We start from the raw sequence: 22,237 nt of genomic DNA on the forward strand, positions 1-22,237 counted from the left end.
AGAACTATGAAGATGTATGAAACTGAAGAAATTTGAAGGGAATCCTATCTTGGCTCCATTTCCAGGTAATGAATGGGAATCACTGGTAACTTGTAATCCTGGAGTTTATTATGATCATGGAACATTTTACATGTTATACCGTGCGGCAGGGAATGATACTGAACATGTTATTCGTTTAGGACTGGCTACTAGTAAAGATGGATTCCATTTTGAGAGACAGTCTGATAAACCAGTATTTGCACCTAGTTTGGATGGTCCGGATGCCGGTTGTGTGGAAGATCCTCGTATTGTGAAGTTTGATAATGAATATTACATAACCTATGCATATCGTCCGGTACCCCCCGGACAATATTGGAAATTTGCTCATGATGAGGTTTCTGTCCCTGCATGTGGGAGATATGCACCAGCTGCTATCGTTAAAAATTTAGGGAACACAGGGCTGGCTGTTACTAAAGATTTTAAAGACTTTCGTCGTTTAGGACGTTTGACTTCTCCTGTATTGGATGATCGTGATGTTATTCTGTTTCCAGAAAAGATAAATGAGCAATTTGTTATGCTGCATCGCCCTAAACAATATATCGGTAAAGAATATGGAGTAGATTATCCTTCAATTTGGGTGAAGTTCTCTGATGATATCTTAAACTGGGAGAATAAAAAAAGTTATCTCCTCTTATCAGGTCAAGAAGGTACTTGGGAGGAAAAGATAGGAGGTAGTACGCCGCCTTTGAAAACAGAAAAAGGTTGGTTGGTTCTTTATCATGGCGTAGAACACGGTGGAAGAGGGTATTATAGAGTCGGAGCAATGTTACTTGATTTGAATAATCCATTGAAAATCATATCTAAGACAAAGCGTTTTATTTTAGAACCGGAAATGGTATTTGAAACCCAAGGATATTATAATGGTTGTGTATTTCCGACAGGTAATGTTATTGTAAATGATACACTTTTTGTATATTATGGCGGGGCGGATAAGTATGTTTGTGTGGCTACTTGCTCAATCTCTGAGTTACTTTCATTTTTGTTGACTGAGTGTAAGTTATGATTATTAATAGATTAAAAAAAGATACTATGAATATAAGGCAAATTATATTGACCATAGCGTTTTTAATGGTGTGTATCGCTTGCGAAAATAGGAGAAGTGATGTCCAGATAACAATATTACCAGAGGTAGTTAGTACTGGATTTATAGGTAATGGCGCTGAATGGGACCCGTATGACGAGGCGGAAGCTTGGGGTAGTACCATTTCGGATGAAGACTGGAATAAACTTTTTTCCAGGCTTGATTATATGAAGCCCCAATATATTCGTTGCATGATTAATAGCCCTTATCGTTATTATAATGTTGAAACTGGCAAGTATGATAAAAATAGAAATATAGAATCTATTTCACGGTTGTTAAAGTATTGTACAGAACATGATATAACGGTTATTTATGGCGAGTATAATCCGCCTACTTGGGATATGAAACAAGATCAAGAGTGGATTGATATGTCTGTTGATTATTTGAATTATCTTGTTACCGATTTAGGATTTTCATGTATAAAACATTTTGTCATATTTAACGAACCAGATGGAATTTGGGCATCTACTAATGGCGATTATGAATTATGGAAGAATGTCTTATTCCGTTTTCATGAGAAAATGAAAACATATCCGGGATTATTGGAGAAAGTGTCTTTTGCGGGGCCTGATGTTGTGGTAAATTATAAGAATCCTGTATCACCTTATGATGCCGAGGGTTGGGTAAAACAGACAGTTTCGGATGTAGATAGTCTAATCGGTATATATGATATTCATGCCTATCCAGGACAAGGACAAGTACGTGCCGGTGAATATAAGGAGATATTAGCTAAATATAAACGGCACATTCCAAAAGGAAAGAAGATTTTATTAGGTGAAGCTGGGTATAAATATTGGAATCCGGCAGATAGCATATTGGGTGCGGAGTATCGTCATAGGGTGGAGAATCATCCTTTCACAAAAGGGTCAGACTGTAATATGTTTGTTTATGATTATTTTTATGGATTGGATATGCCGCTTCTTGCTATGGAAGTTATGAATAGTGGATATGCCGGAGTAGCTGCTTGGATGTTAGATGATGCCATGCATAGTAAAAACGATTCTGGGAAAACTGAAGATATTAAAATATGGGGAATGTGGAATATACTTGGTGAAGAGGTGTTTAGTAAGCCAGATGAAGAGAATATACGACCTTGGTATTATACTTGGGCCTTGATGTGCCGATATTTTCCAGCAGGAAGCGAAATTCTGAAAACATCATTATCAGATATTGCACAGGGCATTTATGCTGTTGCAGGCAGGTATAAGGGGTTGTTTACTATAGCTCTGGTAAATGTTGGAAATGAAGATAAAGAAGTGGTGCTAAATATTCCTAAGGATTTGAATGGTGTTCAACTCTTTAAATATGAAGAACAAAACATGCCTGCTAATCAATATGGTTTTCCTATACCGGTAGAACAGAAGCTCGATTTATCTAAGTATTTTTCTATTAAGATAAAAGCGCAGAGTTTTGTTCTTCTGACTCAATTACAGGAATAAGAAGATTAAAGTAATCTTTTATAATATTTAGAGATTAAAATAAAAACACATAAAAAAGTTTATCACAGTAAGGTTACTTTGCTGTGATAAACTAAATAATCTATTTTTGTTCAACGGAAACGGGTTACAAGCTTTCTTAAACAAACAAAATTACGGATCAAATACTATGGAAAATCAGAATTACATAATGCGGGAAATCACCCCTCTATCTGAACGTGACTGTTTTTATATTGCTGATCGTCGGAAAACAGAGTTTACTTATCCGATTCATTGTCATGCAGAATACGAATTAAATTTTACTGAACATGCCTCTGGTGTACGTCGTGTTGTTGGTGATTCTACTGAAATTATAGGTGATTATGATTTGGTGTTGATTACAGGGAAAGAGTTAGAACATGTATGGGAACAACATGAATGTACTTCTAAAGAGATTCGTGAAATAACAATTCAATTTTCATCTAATCTGTTCTTTAAAGATTTTATTAATAAAAGTCAGTTTGATAGTATTCGCCGAATGTTGGAGCGTGCACAATGCGGTCTTTCTTTTCCTATGCAAGCTATTATGAAAGTATATAACTGGTTAGATAAACTGGCTTCTGAAGAACAAGGATTTTATGCTGTAATGAATTTTTTACGTATTCTCTATGAGCTTTCTTTGTATGAAGATGCTAAAGTTTTATCAAGTTCTTCGTTTGCCAAAATTGAAACATTTGCTGATAGTAGGCGCGTGCAAAGAGTACAAAAATATGTTGCAGAACACTATCAAGAGAATATCCGTTTAAATACTTTAGCAGATATGGTTGGTATGACTCCAGTAGCTTTTAGTCGTTTCTTTCGTTTACGTACGGGGAAAACACTTTCTGATTATATTATTGATATCCGTATTGGATTTGCTTCTCGTTTATTAGTAGATTCGGTAATGTCTATCGCTGAAATTTGTTATGAATGCGGCTTCAATAATCTTTCTAATTTTAATAGGATGTTTAAGCGTAAGAAAGGATGTGCTCCAAAAGAATTTAGAGAAAACTATAGAAAGAAAAAACTTGTAGTATAAGGCTATCCTGTAATAAAAACATTGGAAATTGTATGTTCATTAAATAACTATCCTATACTCTATTTGTTTTTAAGCATAGATTATATTGTTGATTGTCATCGTATTATATTGATAATGAAGGCGTCTGTGATAAAAATAAATTGTATATGCTTTTGATAAAATAGTATCAAAGACTCTGCTGCAATCCCCCTATATTTGCAATATCACTTTTTAACACTAATCTAATTGGTTATGAAACAAAGTAAGAGTCTTTTTTTTGTTGTGATTCTATTGGTTCTAATGGGTTGCACTGGAATGAAAAAGAATGGATACGTTCCGGTAAATAAGAATGCAATTCCTGAAGCTGTTCAATTATTGGATTTTTTGTATTCAATACAAGGTAAGTATACGTTGACTGGAATGCATAATTTTGCGAGTGATATAAATCGCTATGATCAGGTTGTGGATTCTCTAACAGGGAAAACGCCTGTTGTATGGGGCTCTGACTTTAGTTTCAATGCATTGGGAAACAATCAATGCGAGTTTCGCCATTGCGGGCCGTTGAATTTAACAGTTCCCGGCAATAAGGGGATATCCTGTGGAGAGCTTAGCTTATCTCCAATTCAGCAACGACAATTAATAATTGATACTGCTATAAAGAGACACTCGGAAGGACGTATTATAACATTGATGTGGCATTGCTGTTGGCCAACTAATGGCGATGATTGTAATGGTGATGATATTTGGCGCTGGGCTGATAATCTTCCAAGTCAGCAAGAATGGGATGAGTTGACAACTGATGGTACAGCACTTAATGGTATTTGGAAAAAACAGATGGACGGAATTGCTATGTGTCTGAGAGAACTTCAAAATGCAGGTGTTCCAGTACTGTGGAGACCTTTTCATGAGATGAATGGAGTTTGGTTTTGGTGGTGCAATAAACCAGGTGAAAATGGATTTAAGAAGTTATGGATAGCGATGTATGACTATTTTACAAATTATCATAAATTAAATAATTTGCTTTGGGTGTGGGATGCTAATGCTCCACGTAATAATCCGGGTGATGAGGCCGGTCCATATGCTGATTATTACCCAGGGTCAGAGTATGTAGACGTATTGGCTGCTGATGTTTATCATAGTGATTGGAAACAATCACATCATGATGAACTCTTAGAATTGGGTAAGGGTAAAATTATTTCTTTAGGTGAGGTGGGTAATCTACCTTCGGTAGAAGTATATGAGAGGCAACCAAAATGGTCATGGTTTATGCCTTGGGGGTATTTTATTCAAAATAAGGAGAATATAAAAATAGCAAAAGATATCTATAATCATCCGCATAGTATCAATTTGGATATGATAGACTTTACCGATAGGATATATAAGTTAAAAAAGTAACTACTTTTTTACATGAAGTTTATACATATAAAGATATTGTTTTTAGTTTTTGTCTTTTTCCTCTTTGGAGAATTAAAATGTCAAGAATACCCTGTTCATACTATAACAAATGGAATAGTAACTGCTCAAATATATTTGCCTGATCAAGATAAAGGTTTTTATAGGGCTACACGGTTTGATTGGTCAGGAATTATTGGCAGTTTGATTTATCAAGGTATAGATTATTTTGGGCAATGGTATTCAAAACATAATCCAAGAGTGAATGATGCGATATCTGGTCCTGTTGAAGAGTTTAATGAAATAGGATATGAATGTATTGAGGATGAAGATGAGTTTTTAAAAATAGGAATAGGTGGTCTTCGTAAATCTAATAATGAGCAATATGATAGATTTAAACTTTATGAGATTATTAATCCTGGAGAATGGATTGTAGAACGAACAGGCCGTAAAGTAATATTTAGACATTTGATTAAGGATGTTTCAGGCTATTCTTATTGTTATACAAAATGTGTAGAACTAACAGTTGGTATACCTGAATTACTTATAACACATACATTGAAGAATACAGGAAGAAAAGTCATTAAGACCAAAGTTTATAATCATAATTTTTTGACTATAGGACATTTGTTTACTGACTCCAATGTAGTGGTAACATTTCCGGAGAACATTGTTAAGAGTATCTCAGATAATAAAAATAGAATTTTGAATATTGATAAAAATAGAGTTGGATTTACAAGAGCAATTTTTCCTAATGAAAGTGTGATGGTAATGAATATTAATGATAATCCTGTCGCGGGTAGTATTATTGTTGAGAATGAAAAGTTGAAAGCTGGAGTAGAGATTACCTCAGATGCTAGATATTCTACAATCCATTTTTGGGCATCGGAGAGAACGTGCTGCCCAGAACCTTATATTAATATTGAACTGTTTCCTCGGCAGGAGATTGACTGGAGTTTTAAATATGTTTTTTATGTAAAATAAAATACTCTCTTGCAAGATTTGAATTATATAACATGATATCGTTAACATATAAATAGACATGCCTATGGAAAATAAATAATGGATAGAGTGAAGTACACTTAATATATAAATTATAATCATTAAAAAACAACCTAAAAAATGAAAAACATGCAAAATCATTATGTAAATGGAATAGATGCAAGGTCTTTGATGGCAAAGATACCTTTGTTTATGAAATTATGCTCTTTTTTGTTATTGATTAATGTAAGTGTTGCTTTTGCTAGTGCTTCCAATAGTAGGATAAGTCTTTCTTCTGAAAGTATTATGCAATCTGGTATCACTGTTACGGGGACAGTGGTTGATACGGAAGGTTTAACAATGCCGGGTGTGAATATTATTGTTAAAGGGACTACTACTGGAGTTATTACTGATATTGATGGCAATTTTAGAATTTCTGTTCCAGATAAGAACTCTGTTCTAGTCTTCTCATTCGTTGGATATACTGCTCAAGATATTGTAGTTGGTAATCAAACAAATATTAAAGTTACTTTACAAGCTGATGCATTGGAATTGGAAGATGTTGTTGTGGTAGGGTATGGTGTCCAAAAGAAAAAGTTGGTGACGGGTGCTACTTCACAAGTGAAAGGTGAAGATATTACTAAATTAAATACTGTAAATGCTTTAGGCGCATTAGCCAGCCAAACTCCAGGTGTGAATATAACCTCCGTATCCGGAATGCCTGGTGAGGGTTTTAAGGTTGCTGTTCGCGGTCTTGGTACAGTAGGTAATTCAGAACCGTTATATATCATAGATGGTGTTACAGGTGGTGATATCAACTCTTTGAATCCGGCAGATATCGAATCAATTGATATTTTGAAAGATGCGGCATCTGCTGCTATTTATGGTGCTCGTGCTGCAAATGGTGTTGTTTTAGTTACAACGAAGCAAGGGCGTACAGGCAAGTTGGATATAACATTAGATACTTATGTTGGATGGCAAAATGTATATAAAAAGCCGGAACTATTGAACGCACAACAGTATGTTGAAATTATGAATGAGGCATATGCTTATGATAATAAAACATTAGATTGGGCTAATCTTGTTCCTGATTGGGATCGAATTCAGAATGGCTGGGAAGGTCCTCAGTGGTTTGAGAGTGCATTAAATAAGAATGCCTTAATTAGAAATCATTCATTAAATATAAGTGGTGGTAGTGAACGTTCTGTTTTTTCAATGGGTATATCGAATACGAGTCAGGAAGGTACTATTGGTAAGCCTGTTGCTCCGGTTTATGAAAGAACGACAGTTCGCATTAACTCAGAACATACCCTATATAAACACAATGATTTGGATATATTGAAGTTTGGAGAAAATATTAATTTCCATGCCGGTAGTAAAAATGGTATTGCCATTGGCAATATGGATTCTAATAGCATTTATAGATTATTAAATACCTATCCTGTTTTTGATATTTATGATGCTGCTGGTAATTACACAACTGCTATTCCTCTTAATAGTAGTAGAGCTAATCCTATTGGAATGATGGATTATGAACATGGGCAAAATGAAACAAAGACTTATGGTCTTCATGCAAATGCTTATCTTGTGCTACAACCAATTAAAAATTTAAAGTTCAGGAGTAGTTTTGGGGTACGTTATTTACAAAATAATTATAGAAAATTTGCTCCTGTATATAATCTTTCAAGTGATAACTTTAGGAATGAGAATGAAGTGCAGCAGCAGATGACAACAAGAATGAATTGGATGATTGAAAATACCATTAATTATACATTTTCGGCTGGACGAAATAATTTTGATATCTTACTGGGGCAATCTGTTGAAAATAACGGTTTAGGCATGAGTATGAACGGCTCAAATAAGAATTCTTTGTTTAATGATTTTGAGCATGCTTATTTAGATAACACCAAGGTAATTCTTGCTGGTTCGACAACTCTTGGTGGTGCGCCTATTACTCCTCATAAAATGGCATCATTTTTTGGTCGCGTGAATTATGATTATAATGAAAAGTACATGTTGACTTTTGTAATGAGAGCTGATGGTTCGTCAAATTTTAAGCGTGGAAAGCGTTGGGGATATTTCCCATCAGTGTCAGCAGGCTGGGTGTTAACCAATGAATCTTTTATGGAAGGTATAACTTCTTTTATGGATTTCTTTAAATTGAGAGCAAGTTGGGGACAAAATGGAAATCAGTCCATTGATGGTTTCCAGTATTTATCCACTATTGATTTTAATGCTCGTTATTTCTTTGGTACTGACAAAGGGGCTATTACTACAGGAGCTTATCCTGATATTCTTGCCAATGAGGATGTGACTTGGGAAACTTCTGAACAGATAAATGTAGGTTTTGATGCTCGTTTCTTGAGAAGTCGTTTAGGTGTAACATTTGATTATTATGTAAAGAATACCAAAGATTGGTTGTTAAAAGCTCCTGCATTAACAAGTTATGGAGCAGGTGCACCTTATATTAATGGTGGCGATGTACAAAATAAAGGTATTGAATTGGGATTAACTTGGAGAGATCAAGTAGGTGACTTTTCTTATGGCTTGAGTTATAATATAGCACATAATAAGAATGAAGTGACTAAGATTAATAATAGTGAACAAATTATCTATGGTAGTACAGGTACATTATTTAGAAACAGTGATGAAATGTATCGTGCACAGGTTGGTTATCCTATAGGTTTCTTCTATGGTTATAAAACAGCGGGAGTTTTCCAGAATCAGGCTCAGATTGATGCATACAAAGGTGCTAAATATGATAATGTGCAGCCGGGTGATCTTATTTTTGTGGATACTAATCATGATAATAAGATTGATTCCAAAGACCGTACCATGATAGGCAATCCTTATCCTAAGGTGAATATGGGATTTAATGTCAATATGGAATATAAAGGATTCGATTTGAATATTGCAACAGTTGCTGTTTTAGGAAATCAGATTGCTCAGTCCTATCGGAACTATAAAGATGAACCATTGGATAATTATACAACAGAGATATATGGACGTTGGCATGGTGACGGTACTTCTAATACATTGCCAAGGTTAACGAGTACTTCACATTTAAATTGGCAGAATATTTCTGATATATATATTAAAGATGGTGATTATTTCCGTATTCAAAATCTTGCTATTGGATATGATTTTAAGAAATTATTCCCACAAATGTTTCTTGAAAAGGCGCGTTTGTATTTTGCAGTGCAAAACCTCTTGACAATTACTGGCTATTCAGGCATGGATCCTGAAGTCGGTTATGGCGATGGAAAGAGCTGGGCATCAGGTATTGATATTGGTTCTTACCCTTCTCCACGTACAATAATCATAGGTTTCAATCTTAAATTTTAATAAGCGATGAAAAAAATACTATTATTATGCATTTCTGTATTTATGTTTATGGGTTGCGAGAGCTTCTTGGATACAGATAATTTGACGAAAAAAGATTCTTCAAGCTTTCCTAAGACCGAAGCTGATGTTAATATGTTAATAGCAGCGACATATCAGACTATCGTTCAAATAGCACCATTAAATAATCCCTTTTTTATGAGTGATTTGGCTTCTGATGATCGTTTTGGCGGAGCTGGGCAGAGTGATAGGGACAATCGAGCTATCGGGCGTTTGAAACGTAATGGTGAAGATCAATATAAGAATCCTTGGCAGCAGATGTATTCTGCCATCTTTAGAGTAAACACAATTCTGAATAGTATGGATATGGTTGCTTGGAGCAGTGAAGTTAATAGAGAGGCTGTTGAAGGAGAAAGCTTATTTTTGAGAGCTTATGCTTATATGAATCTTTGCCGTACTTATGGAACGGTTCCTTTAGTACTGACAACAGAACAAGTGAATTTGCCTCGTGCAACTCCCGAAGAACTTTGGGGGCAGATAGCCTCAGATTTTAAGGCTGCCATTGAGAAAATACCTGCTATAAAATTTCAAGCCATGGATAAGTCTCGTTTAGGTCATGCTACGAAGTGGGCTGCAGAATCTATGATGGCAAGAGCCTGGTTGTTTTATACAGGTTATTATGAGGAAGAGAATATGCCGCTCGCCGATGGAGGGAGTATTTCCAAAGAACAGGTAATTGATTGGCTTAAGGATGTTGTAACTAATAGTGGGCATGGACTTTTACCTAATTTTTGGTCATTGTGGCCTTATAGTAATGAGGAAACTTCCAAAGACTATAAATATATGAAAAAAATTAAGGCTGATTACGCCCAAAAATATGGTGATATTACTTGGATTAAAGAAGAGGGAGCTAATTATGAAAATATATTCAGCTACAAATATTCATCGTTAGCTGATACTTATGGTGAAAATCATGCAAATCAGCTTGTATTGTATAGCTCTATCCGTGGTTGGGGGGTAGCTGATGCGGGTGCCGAGATGTTTCCTTTAGGTTTAGGATGGGGAGGTGGAACCGTCAATCCTCAATTGTGGGATGAATGGGAGGCAAATGAGCCTAATGACCTTCGTCGACAAGCTTCTATTATGGATGTGAGAGATCCGAATGAGATGGATAAATATACTTGGGGAGGAGATGGCCAAATGGAAGAGACTGGTTATTGGAATAAGAAGTACATTGCAATGAATGCTAAAAGAGAAAACGATGAAGGTGGTATCGATTATGTAAATTATAGTTGTATTCTGTTTAATGCTCCGGATGATTATAGAAAGAATAATACTCAGGATACATATATTATGCGTTTCTCAGATGTGCTTTTGATGTTGGCTGAGCTAACTAAAGATGTTTCCTATATTAATCAAGTAAGAGATAGAGTGGGATTACCGGCATTAGGAGCATATACGGAAGAAGCATTACGTAATGAGCGTAGATATGAGCTATGTTTTGAAGGTATTCGTTATTATGATTTGTTACGTTGGCATATAGCTGGTACACAATTAGATAAGAAAAATGGAGTGCCTATTTGTAATGCCGGTGTGTGGACAACAGCCAATATGGGGGATATGCAGAAAAGAATTGAAGAAACAGGTGGATTTTTCCCTATACCTGTTAGTCAGGTGAATCTTTCAGCGGGTGTTTTGGTACAAGACCCTGCATGGGAAGGTGCTGGAGCTATTTATACAGACTAACGAGGCGGGGATTGGCTAAAATAATGTTGAAATCCGTTTTTAGTCAATCCCCTTTTCCAAATAGGGCATAAGTAATCAATTTAATATAAAATGAACATGAAGAATAAAATACTTCTTTTAGTTTGTTTGTTGGGTATGAATGTTCCAATGATTGGACAAACAATTAAAAGCAGCATACATCCTATTCAATACAAGCAATATGATAAGGTAGAAATTGATATTGAAGTTGTGCAGAAGTTTGATAATCCATATATGCAAGAGGAGATTGCATTGGATATGTTGATTACTACCCCTTCCCAAAAAGAACAGATATTACCTTGTTACTTTGTCTCAAAAAAGAGTAATAATCTTTCTTGTTGGAAAGCAAGATATACTCCTCAGGAAAGTGGAATATATCAGTATAAAATTCAACTAATAAAAAGTGGCACAAAGAAAGATACTTCAAAGGTTGAAAGTTTTGAAGTAAATAAGTCTGCTGAGCCCGGCTTTTTGCATACAAAGTCCAGTTGGATATTAGTATTTGACAACGGGCAACCTTTTCGTGGAATAGGGGAAAATATTTGTTGGGAATCAAGAGATAACGATGATTCTAAGTTCTTTAAGAAACTGCATGAAAAGTCAGAACGATATAACTACGATTATTTGTTAACGGAATTTGCGAAGAATGGTGGGAACTTCTTTCGTACATGGATATGTTCATGGAACCTGCCGATTGATTACGAAGGACCATTTAATAATAGTCGGTACACAAAAAGTGATGAATTTTATAACCCGGATGCATTGGCCCGCATGGATTATTTGATAGAGTTGTCGGAAGAACTGAATTTATATATAATGTTAACCTTAGGCCAAGGTGGTTATTTAATCAAAGAACGTGGAGTAGTGAATACTGCTGAAGACTTCTTTGTTGATAAACAAGCACGCGCATGGTATAAAAATCGATTACGTTATATTGTTGCTCGTTGGGGATATAGTACTTCGATTGCAATGTGGGAATTTATTAATGAAGTGGATAACATACAATTCCGTAATAGTAATAATCCAATTGATAGCAAATTTATCGTAGATTGGCATGATGAGATGAGCACTTATATTAAACAGATAGATCCATATCGCCATATTGTTACTACTAGTATTTCTCATAGGGATATTGAAGGGTTAAATTCCATAGAAAATATGGATATTAACCAAAAGCATATATATAATAAAACATCCAGTATACCAACTGAAATAGAACGATATGTTCAGGAATTCGGTAAACCTTATATAATCGGAGAATTTGGCCGGGAATGGGATTGGTCGAAAAATTTTGATGATTTCTCTCATGAGATGGATATTGATTTTAAAAGAGGATTGTGGTATGGTTTGTTTTCCCCGACTCCGGTTACTCCTATGAGTTGGTGGTGGGAATATTTCGATGCTCGTGGTATGACACCTTATTTTCGGGCTGTTAGAGAAATTAGTGATAGAATGCTTGCCGCTGGTAATGGCTCTTTTGAGCCTTTATCTATAGAAGTAGAAAATGTGGATGTTTTTGGAGTAAAGTGCGGTAAGGAAATTTTTGTGTATTTATTTAATCCTGAGCATTCAACTCTGGTTATTGATATTAATATTCCTATTACAGAGCATCAAAAATATAAAGTACAGGCTATGGATCCGACCATGTTGGTTATTAAGGATGCCTTGGAGATTAATAATGCATCTTCCTTTATAACCCTGAAAGGCATAACATTAGGTGCAGAAAAAGAGGTTGTATATATTTTAACCCCTTCGTTAGAATGAATAGATAAGGTTTATGAAATATTTTAATTATTGATATTATGAAGAAAAATTATTTGAAGATTTTGACTATAGGCTCATTGTTGACTTATAGTGTTGGGACGCTGAGCGCGCAGGAGATTGAAGCATGGGTAACCAATGCTGACCGTTCGATGCTTTTCCAGCGACAATCGGAAAAAATAACTTTTGGAAATGAAGAAGGCAAAGGTCTGCCAATTATTATAGATGACCGCCAAGAATTTCAAACGATAGATGGATTTGGATTTGCGTTGACGGAGGGTAGTGCTTTCCATCTTCATCATATGAGTGATTCAGCACGTGAACAAATTTTGAAAGAGATGTTTGGCACTGAGGGAAATCATGTGGGTTTTAGCTATATACGATTAACCTTGGGAGCATCTGATTTAAATAACTTTGTATACTCCTATAATGACCTTCCGGATGGCAAAAAAGATTTGGAAATGAAAAAGTTTGACCTAGGGCATGATTATGATGATATAATCCCTGTCATGAAAGAGATATTGAAAATTGTTCCTGATATCAAAATTATGGCTTCACCCTGGTCTGCTCCTGTATGGATGAAGGAAAGTAAGAATGTACGGGGAGGAGCTCTCAAGAACGAATACTATGATGCCTATGCCCGTTATTTTACAAAATATGTTCAGGCTATGGCGAAAGAGGGTATTAATATTGATGTGGTTACAGTGCAGAATGAGCCTCTCAATTCTCGTAACACTCCAAGTATGCCATGGTTTTGGCAGCAACAGAATGAATTTGTAAGAGAGCATTTGGGTCCGGCTTTTAAAGCGGCTGGTTTAAAAACTAAAATAGTAATCTTTGATCATAACTGTGATAGGCCGGATTATCCGTTAGCTATATTGAGTGATCCTGTTACTTCGAAATATGTAGATGGTTCTGCTTTTCATCATTATCGTGGTTATATGAGTGGTATGAATATAGTACATAGGGCACGTCCTGATAAGAATATCTACTTTACAGAGCAGATGTTGACAGAACGTCCGGGAAGTGAAACTATTAATATTGCCTCTGCAGTCAAACGTTTGATTGTGAATGTAACTCGTAATTGGAGTAAAAATTCTATTTTATGGAACTATGCAGCGGACCCGCAGTTTGACCCGCATACAGATAATGGAGGGTGCTCAATGTGTCAGGGAGCAATTACTATTGACGGGGATAAAGTAACCCGTAATATAGCATATTATACCATAGCGCATGCTTCTAAATTTATTCGCCCAGGTTCGGTCCGTATATCGTCTACCGATGCTTTTGATCCGGGAGTGGATATTACGGAAGATGAGGAACGGGCAGAAATTCGTCGTGCTACCGTTGTTGAACATAGCGATGTACTGCCAAATGTTGCGTTTAAAACTCCTGAGGGGAAGATAGTTCTGGTCATAGCTAATGATAGTTGGTCACAGCAAACAGCTAAGATACAGTACAATGGCCGTTTTGCAAATTTACATTTAGCGCCCGGTTCTGTAGGAACATTTATTTGGTAAGGTAAAAAACAAAATTATGGGTATCAATAGAAGAAAATTTCTTAAGAGTGTAGGATTGGGTACTATTATGTTAGGTGCCCAACCTCTCACTGCACTGGCTTCGGAAGCATTGGTCTCTGATAGCTCTTCTCAAGATAGAAAAGATATTACAGATGATGGACCTCAAGTTCAGATCGGTGACCATATTGCTATTGCTGATACAGAGTATGGAAAGGTGAAGGGATATATAATGCGTGGTATTTATACTTTCTTAGGAATTCCTTACGCTGCTGATACCTCTGGCAAAAATCGTTTTATGCCTCCTTGTAAGCATAAGCCGTGGACAGGAGTTAGACCTGCTGTTTTTTATGGAAATACAGCGCCTCAAGATGTATATAGTCGTGCATCCACTTCATATGATATGTTCGTTGATCATTGGAACTATGATGAGATTAGTGAAAATTGTCTTTGCTTAAATATATGGACTCAGGGTATTGCTGACGGAAAAAAGCGCCCGGTGGTGGTTTGGTTACATGGGGGAGGCTTTACACGTGGTAACGGTATTGAACAGGATGGATATAATGGGGAGAATATTACTCGATATGGTGATATTGTTTATTGTTCCATTAATCATCGTTTGGGAGTATTCGGATTTACAGATTTATCAGCTTTTGGAGAAAAATATAAAGACTCTGGTAATGCCGGTTTATTGGATATGGTTGCAGCCATACGGTGGATACATGACAATATTGCTAATTTTGGGGGTGATCCTGATAATGTGACGGTAATTGGACAGTCTGGCGGTGGTGCTAAGGTTTGTCTATTAGCAGCTATGCCCGAAATGCGCGGTTTGATTCATAAGGGTGTGGCATTAAGTGGATCGACCATTAGGGCGAATAAGCCTGAATATTCTCGATTGTTGGGCGAGTATATACTCAGGGAAGCGGGGTTGTCTGCCACAGAAGTAGACAAGCTTCAAGATATGCCGTGGAGAGATTATATGGAATTGGCGTATCGTGCTTCTGCCCGTATGGAGCGAGAAGAAGGAGCTTCTGGTATGGTCAGAGGTAATTTCGGTCCGATTGGAGATGGTGTACATCTCCCTCAAGAGAAGTTTTTCCGTTCTTCATCCTCTTTGGATATTCCTATGATTTTTTGCACAACTTTCCATGAATGGGGAGTAAATCGTGCAGACTCTACTCAGGAAATGATTACCGCTGCACAGGCAATAGAACGATTATCAGAACATTATGGCGAGAAAGCAAAAGATATTTATAACGCTTATTCTCGAAATTTTCCTGAAGCAAAACCTATAGAAGTATTAATCTTAGTACACTCCAATCGTTTATCTGTCATTGAAGCGGCAACAGCTAAAAAGCAGCAGAATGCTCCTGTTTATATGGCATGGTTTGGATTTTGCCCTTCATTATTTGATGGAAGGATGCGTGCGTTTCATTGTTTGGATATTAGTTTTTGGTTCTTGAATACGGACTTGATGGTAACTCATTCCGGTGGTGGTAGTCGTCCACGGAAATTGTCCTATAAAATGGCTGATGCGTTATTGAGTTTTGTTCGGACAGGAAATCCGAACTGTTCCTCTTTGCCGAAATGGCCGGAGTTTACGGTAAAGAACGGAGAAACAATGATATTTAATGATGTATGTGAAGTAAAAAATGATCCGGATAGAGAGGGACGTACTGTTTTGATGAATTATTTTAAAAAATAGGTACCTTTTAGAGTGTAGGATTGGTTTTTAGTTATGATTAAAATTTTAAATGATGAAAGTAAAGGTTTTGTCTATTTTAGTGTTGATATTGGCTCTGTGTATGATAACACAAACCACTATGGCTCAACGGCGGGAAAAAGTTTTTAGTACTGAAGGTTGGTGGAAACCGGCTGAACCACCATTTTCGCCGGTCGTCAATGATGATCATAGTATAACTTTTAGAGTAAAGGCGCCGAATGCGAAAAATGTTCTTTTAATCTTTGATGAATGGGATGTATTGTCAACTCCAATGGAGAAAGATAAACATGGAATATGGACTACTACCATTAAACCGGTATCTCCTCGTTTATATCAATATCTCTTTGAAATTGATGGTGTTCGTACTATTGATTTTGCTAATCCTGTAGTGAAAGCCGGAACCTCGGTTTATGGAAGTGTAGTAGAAGTACATGGCAATCCTGTACGTTATGATGAGTTGCAAAATGTGCAGCATGGGGAAATTCATATTTTGAAGTATATATCTACTCCCTTAAAAAGACCACGTGAAATGTATGTATATGTACCTGCTGAATATAGAAAAACATCTACGCGGGATTTTCCTGTTCTTTATTTGCGCCATGGGGGTGGTGATAATGAAAGTAGCTGGGTAAAAGATGGACGTGCGGCTGTAATTTTAGATAATCTGATTGCCGCAGATAAAGCTAGACCAATGTTAGTTGTAATGTCCAATGGGCTTACAGACGGCTCTTGGGCGGGTGGAAGTACTGTTGAAGGAATGAATACATTAGAAGAAGAACTTTTCACAGATATTATTCCTATGATAGAATGCAATTATAGAGTTGCAAAAAATAAGGAGAGTAGGGCAATAGCCGGACTTTCCATGGGTGGTGGTCAGGCGTACGTACTTGGTTTACGAAATTTGGATAAATTTTCTTATATAGGTCAATTTAGCGCAGGCATAATGGGAGATGGCAAGTTCAGTCATGATAAGTATGTTCCCGGAGTGATGGACCATCCGGAGAATATCAATCAGCAACTTCAATTATTATGGATTAGTTGCGGTACTAAAGATCCGCGTTATGAAGGCCATGTTTCCTTTGTTCAGGATCTTAAGAAGTATGGTGTGAATTGTGAGTTCCATGATGCTGCCTATGGACATGAATGGGAATTTTGGAGAGAACAATTGTATGAATTCTCACAAAGGTTATTCAAAAAATAATAGGGCTAATTGATAACCTCTGCTTATAATATAAAAATGCTGTTATGAGAAAAATAATCTTCTTGATATTATTGGCGAGCTGTTTAGTCTCTTGTATTGGTAAAAAAGAACTAGGAGAGACTTTCATTAAGGTAGAGAATGGATACTTTACAAAAAATGGTATACCTTATTACTATATTGGTGCTAATTACTGGTATGGTGCAATTTTAGGGTCTACAGGAAGAGGTGGAGACCGTGAGCGTCTTGTACGGGAACTTGATCTGATGAAAGAGAATGGAGTGGACAATTTGCGTATTCTTGTAGGAGCGGATGGCGAAGAGGGAATACCTTTTCGGGTAATGCCAACTTTGCAGAAAGAGGCTGGTATATATAATGATACAATTTTTGAAGGATTAGATTTTCTCTTATCAGAAATGGGAAAAAGGGATATGTATGCAGTTCTCTATCTGAATAATAGCTGGGAATGGAGTGGAGGATATAGTAAATATCTGAATTGGACCGGGCATGGTAAGGAACCTATTCCTGGAATTGATGGTTGGGATGCTTTTAATAAATATGTAGCTCAATATGCAGAATGTGGAGAATGTCATTCTTTGTTTCTTAATCACATCAGAACCGTAGTTAGTAGAACAAACCGCTATACTAATAAAAAATATACTGATGATCCTGCCATTATGGCTTGGCAAGTTGGAAATGAACCACGTGCTTTTAGTAGTGAGGGAAAAACAGCTTTTGCTAAATGGCTGAGCAAAGCTACTCGTCTAATTCGTACACTTGATTCTAATCATTTGATAACAATTGGGAGTGAAGGAAAAATGGGCTGTGAAAATGATATGGCTCTGTTTGAAGAAATCCATCATGATGAAAATGTCGATTATCTTACAATGCATATCTGGCCTAAAAATTGGCGTTGGATAAATGCAGATAGTATTCCGCAAAATGTAGGAAGAGCTATTAGTTTGACTACCCAATATATGGCAGAACATATTATTGTTGCTCGCCAATTGAATAAACCCATTGTGTTGGAAGAGTTTGGCTTGCCTCGTGATAATCATAAGTATCACCGTACAGATCCTACTACAGCTAGAGATAGATATTACAGTGCTGTTTTTGATAAAATATACCAATCGTTGAAACAGCGAGATGTGTTGGCGGGGTGTAATTTTTGGGCATGGGGTGGTACTGGACAACCTCAACATGAATTTTGGCAACCTTGGGATGACTATGTCGGTGACCCGGGACAAGAAGAACAGGGGCTTAATTCTGTCTTTGACACAGATACTGCTATGCGCATAATAAAACGATATAATTCCCTTCTGGATAAGGCCGGAACGAATAATATATCTATCAAAAGTAAGGAAACCAATAACTTATTGGATAATTTGAAGAAAGTATCATTGCGGGGTTTTATGTTTGGGCATCATGATGATACTGTGTATGGCATTGGCTGGGAAGGAGATGAGGGAGAGTCAGATGTAAAAAGAGTATGTGGCGATTATCCGGCTGTTATCAGTTTTGATTTAGGAGAGTTAGAACTGGATAGTACGGTTAATTTGGATAAAGTACCTTTTGATAAAATTAAGAAAGAAATAATTAATCAATATTATCGGGGAGGGATGATATCATTAAGTTGGCATGCCCGTAATCCTATGACAGGTGGAGATGCTTGGGATATAAAAGACAGTACTGTTGTAAAGTCTATTCTGCCTGGTGGTATTAATCATCAAAAGTTCGTAGGATGGCTGGATAAAGTGTCTGCTTTCATCAGCTCACTGCAAACGGCAGATAATGTTAAAGTCCCGATACTTTTCCGTCCATGGCATGAAAATACTGGTAGTTGGTTTTGGTGGGGTGAGCAGTTATGTACTCCCGATGAATATAAAGCTTTATGGGAAATGACAGTGAATCATTTTAGGCTAAATGGTGTTAATAATATACTCTATGCATATTCTCCGGGGACTGAACCTAAAGACACAGCTCAGTATTTGGAACGTTATCCGGGAGATGAGATGGTGGATGTTATAGGCCTTGATACTTACCAATTTAATCGTAATATTTTTCTATCCAAGCTTGATAAGTCACTTGCTATTTTGGATAGTATAGGTAAAACCCATGATAAAGTATATGCTGTAACAGAAATCGGATATGAGGGGATTCCTGATGCAAAATGGTGGACAGGCACATTACTTCCTGCATTAACCCAATATTCTCTTGCTTATGCGTTGGTATGGCGTAATGCGCGTGAAAGGGTTACACATTTTTATGCTCCTTATCCGGGACAGGTTTCTGCTACGGATTTCGTAGAATTCTATAAGCATCCCAAAACATTATTTGCAGAAGAAGTTAATTTGTATCAATAACAAACTAATATAAAATTAGATGAAAACTTATACACAGAAAATCGCAGAACTCTATCGCTTACATGAAGAGTTGATAACCAGAACCAATATACCCCAAGAAACAAGCAACGGTATATTCACCCGTTATAAATATCCTGTACTGACAGCTGCCCATACCCCTATCTTCTGGCGTTACGATTTGGATGAAAACAGTAATCCTTATCTAATGGAACGAATCAGCATTAATGCCACGATGAATTCCGGTGCCATAAAATGGAATGATAAATACTTGTTGGTGGTTCGTGTGGAAGGAGCCGACCGTAAATCATTCTTTGCCATAGCCGAAAGTCCGAATGGCATTGACAACTTCCGTTTTTGGGACTATCCGATAACGATGCCCGAAGACATTATTCCGGCAACCAATGTTTATGACATGCGTCTCACTGCCCATGAAGACGGTTGGATATACGGCCTTTTCTGTGCGGAACGCCATGACGATACGGCCCCTGCGGGAGATTTGTCTTCGGCAACGGCAACGGCAGCTATTGCCCGTACCAAAGATTTGAAGACTTGGGAGCGCCTGCCGGATTTGAAAACCAAAAGCCAGCAGCGCAATGTAGTACTTCATCCGGAATTTGTAGATGGTAAATACGCTCTTTATACCCGTCCGCAGGACGGTTTCATCGATACCGGAAGCGGTGGAGGTATTGGTTGGGCATTGGTAGACGATATAACGCATGCAGAGGTAAAAGAAGAAAAGATTATCGACCAACGCTACTATCACACTATTAAAGAAGTGAAGAACGGCGAAGGCCCTCATCCTATCAAAACTCCTAAGGGATGGTTACATTTGGCGCATGGCGTACGCGCTTGTGCCGCCGGATTGCGTTATGTGCTATATATGTACATGACGGCCTTGGACGACCCGACCAGACTGATAGCCGCTCCCGGCGGTTACTTCATGGCTCCCGAGGACGAAGAACGTATAGGCGATGTAAGCAACGTACTTTTCTCCAACGGCTGGATTGCCGATGATGACGGGACGGTATTTATCTATTATGCTTCTTCCGATACGCGGATGCATGTAGCGACGTCCACCATTGACAAGTTGGTGGATTATTGCATGAATACCCCTGCCGACGGTTTGAACTCCTCTGCTTCGGTAGAGACTTTGAAGAGATTGATAGACAAGAATTTGAAACTATTGAAACAACAGGTTGTTTCTAAATAAACACAGTATGATAAAACTTACAGAGAAAATAGGCTACGGATTTGGGGATATGGCATCATCCATGTTCTGGAAACTGTTTGGCGCCTATCTGATGATATTCTATACGGATGTTTTCGGTTTGCCGGCTGCGGTGGTGGGAACTATGTTCCTGATAACGAGAATATGGGATTCGGCTTTCGACCCTATTGTCGGCGTCGTTGCCGACCGTACACACTCCCGTTGGGGAAAGTTCCGGCCTTATCTCTTGTGGTTGGCTGTCCCGTTCGGCATCATCGGTATTCTGACTTTTGTTACTCCGGACTGGAGCCCGACCGGTAAGTTGATTTATGCCTACGTCACCTATTCGTTGATGATGATGATATACTCTGCCATCAACGTACCTTACGCTTCCCTGCTGGGAGTAATGAGCCCTAATCCTAAAGAACGCAACACACTTTCTACTTATAGAATGACCTTTGCCTATATCGGTAGTTTCATAGCCCTGCTGTTGTTTATGCCGTTAGTGAATTTTTTCAGCGGCAACAGTAAGGAGTTGGCCGATCAGCAGACGGGCTGGACTATGGCAGTCGTTGTTATAGCCATCTTATGCATCGTGTTATTCTTCGGATGCTTTGCCTGGACTAAAGAACGGGTAAAGCCAATCAAAGAAACACAAAACCCGCTGAAAGAAGACTTGAAAGATTTGTTTAAAAACAAGCCTTGGTGGATCTTATTGGGTGCGGGTGTGGCTGCTTTGGTATTCAACTCCATTCGTGATGGCGCTACTGTCTATTACTTTAAGTATTTTGTCGTAGAGGAAGATTATGCGACCGTCTCTTTCTTCGGCATGTCATTCGTGTTGAGCGGACTATACCTCGCTTTGGGGCAGGCTGCCAATATAATAGGCGTAATAGCAGCCGCTCCCGTCAGCAACCGCATCGGCAAGCGTAACACCTATATGTGGGCGATGATTATCGCCACAGTACTTAGCGTTATCTTTTATTGGTTTGATAAGGAAGACCTGATATGGATGTTTGTATTTCAAGCGTTAATCAGCGTTTGCGCGGGTAGCATCTTTCCGTTGCTCTGGTCTATGTATGCCGATTGCGCCGACTATTCGGAACTGAAAACCGGTAACCGTGCCACAGGACTGATATTCTCCTCTTCTTCCATGAGCCAGAAATTCGGTTGGGCTATCGGTACGGCGGTAACCGGCTGGCTGCTCGGATTCTTTGGCTTCCAGGCAAACGCAGTGCAAAGTGAAGAAGCGATTAGCGGTATCAAGATGTTCCTGAGCTTCTTGCCGGCCATAGGTACTATCCTGAGTGTGGTGTTCATCAGCATGTATCCGCTTACAGAAAACAAAATGAAAGATATAACAACAGAACTGGAACACAAAAGACAATTATAAG

Annotated in this window: 14 protein-coding genes and 1 pseudogene; all 15 read left to right on the forward strand. The window is 37.7% G+C overall.

Annotation, left to right across the window (positions count from 1 at the left end):
* The first annotated feature begins 16 nt into the window (after positions 1-16).
* Positions 17-1,042 (forward strand): glycoside hydrolase family 130 protein, encoded by a 1,026-nt coding sequence (locus tag BHV72_RS00805; protein ID WP_087413413.1) that lies wholly within the window; start codon positions 17-19, stop codon positions 1,040-1,042.
* A gap of 26 nt (positions 1,043-1,068) precedes the next feature.
* Positions 1,069-2,559: a hypothetical protein gene (locus BHV72_RS00810; RefSeq protein ID WP_087413414.1), complete on the forward strand. Its 1,491-nt coding sequence runs from the start codon at positions 1,069-1,071 to the stop codon at positions 2,557-2,559.
* Positions 2,560-2,725: 166 nt separating this feature from the next.
* Positions 2,726-3,613, forward strand: coding sequence for an AraC family transcriptional regulator (locus tag BHV72_RS00815; protein WP_009122340.1), 888 nt, complete (start codon positions 2,726-2,728; stop codon positions 3,611-3,613).
* Between the two features lie 231 nt (positions 3,614-3,844).
* On the forward strand, positions 3,845-4,987 hold the full coding sequence (locus BHV72_RS00820; protein WP_009122339.1) for a glycosyl hydrolase: 1,143 nt from the start codon (positions 3,845-3,847) through the stop codon (positions 4,985-4,987).
* Between the two features lie 12 nt (positions 4,988-4,999).
* Positions 5,000-5,968, forward strand: a complete 969-nt coding sequence (locus tag BHV72_RS00825; protein ID WP_087413415.1) for a hypothetical protein — start codon at positions 5,000-5,002, stop codon at positions 5,966-5,968.
* Between the two features lie 147 nt (positions 5,969-6,115).
* Positions 6,116-9,310, forward strand: coding sequence for a SusC/RagA family TonB-linked outer membrane protein (locus BHV72_RS00830; protein WP_164470646.1), 3,195 nt, complete (start codon positions 6,116-6,118; stop codon positions 9,308-9,310).
* Between the two features lie 6 nt (positions 9,311-9,316).
* A complete protein-coding gene (locus BHV72_RS00835; RefSeq protein WP_087413417.1) occupies positions 9,317-11,053 on the forward strand; it encodes a RagB/SusD family nutrient uptake outer membrane protein in 1,737 nt (578 codons plus the stop codon).
* 96 nt (positions 11,054-11,149) lie between these two features.
* Positions 11,150-12,835 carry a DUF5060 domain-containing protein gene (locus tag BHV72_RS00840; protein WP_286853568.1) on the forward strand — a complete coding sequence of 562 codons (1,686 nt, stop codon included), beginning with the start codon at positions 11,150-11,152 and terminating at the stop codon, positions 12,833-12,835.
* A 38-nt stretch (positions 12,836-12,873) separates the two neighbouring features.
* Entirely contained in the window at positions 12,874-14,352 is a 1,479-nt protein-coding gene (locus tag BHV72_RS00845; RefSeq protein ID WP_118467601.1) for a glycoside hydrolase family 30 protein, read from the forward strand.
* A 16-nt stretch (positions 14,353-14,368) separates the two neighbouring features.
* Complete coding sequence (locus BHV72_RS00850; protein ID WP_009122333.1) at positions 14,369-16,057, forward strand: carboxylesterase/lipase family protein; 1,689 nt, start codon at positions 14,369-14,371, stop codon at positions 16,055-16,057.
* A gap of 49 nt (positions 16,058-16,106) precedes the next feature.
* Positions 16,107-17,276, forward strand: coding sequence for an esterase (locus tag BHV72_RS00855; protein ID WP_181986691.1), 1,170 nt, complete (start codon positions 16,107-16,109; stop codon positions 17,274-17,276).
* 44 nt (positions 17,277-17,320) lie between these two features.
* Positions 17,321-18,595 (forward strand): annotated as a pseudogene (locus BHV72_RS19610) (glycoside hydrolase 5 family protein); the annotation flags it as partial.
* Positions 18,593-19,636 carry a glycoside hydrolase family 26 protein gene (locus BHV72_RS00865; RefSeq protein ID WP_471652350.1) on the forward strand — a complete coding sequence of 348 codons (1,044 nt, stop codon included), beginning with the start codon at positions 18,593-18,595 and terminating at the stop codon, positions 19,634-19,636. The pseudogene BHV72_RS19610 and the gene BHV72_RS00865, both read left to right, overlap by 3 nt.
* Before the next feature lie 19 nt (positions 19,637-19,655).
* Entirely contained in the window at positions 19,656-20,846 is a 1,191-nt protein-coding gene (locus tag BHV72_RS00870; protein WP_087413420.1) for a glycoside hydrolase family 130 protein, read from the forward strand.
* A 7-nt stretch (positions 20,847-20,853) separates the two neighbouring features.
* Positions 20,854-22,236: an MFS transporter gene (locus BHV72_RS00875; protein ID WP_009122329.1), complete on the forward strand. Its 1,383-nt coding sequence runs from the start codon at positions 20,854-20,856 to the stop codon at positions 22,234-22,236.
* The last annotated feature ends 1 nt before the right edge of the window (position 22,237 follow it).

Source organism: Bacteroides sp. 43_46, assembly GCF_001915455.1.
GTDB lineage: Bacteria > Bacteroidota > Bacteroidia > Bacteroidales > Bacteroidaceae > Bacteroides > Bacteroides caccae.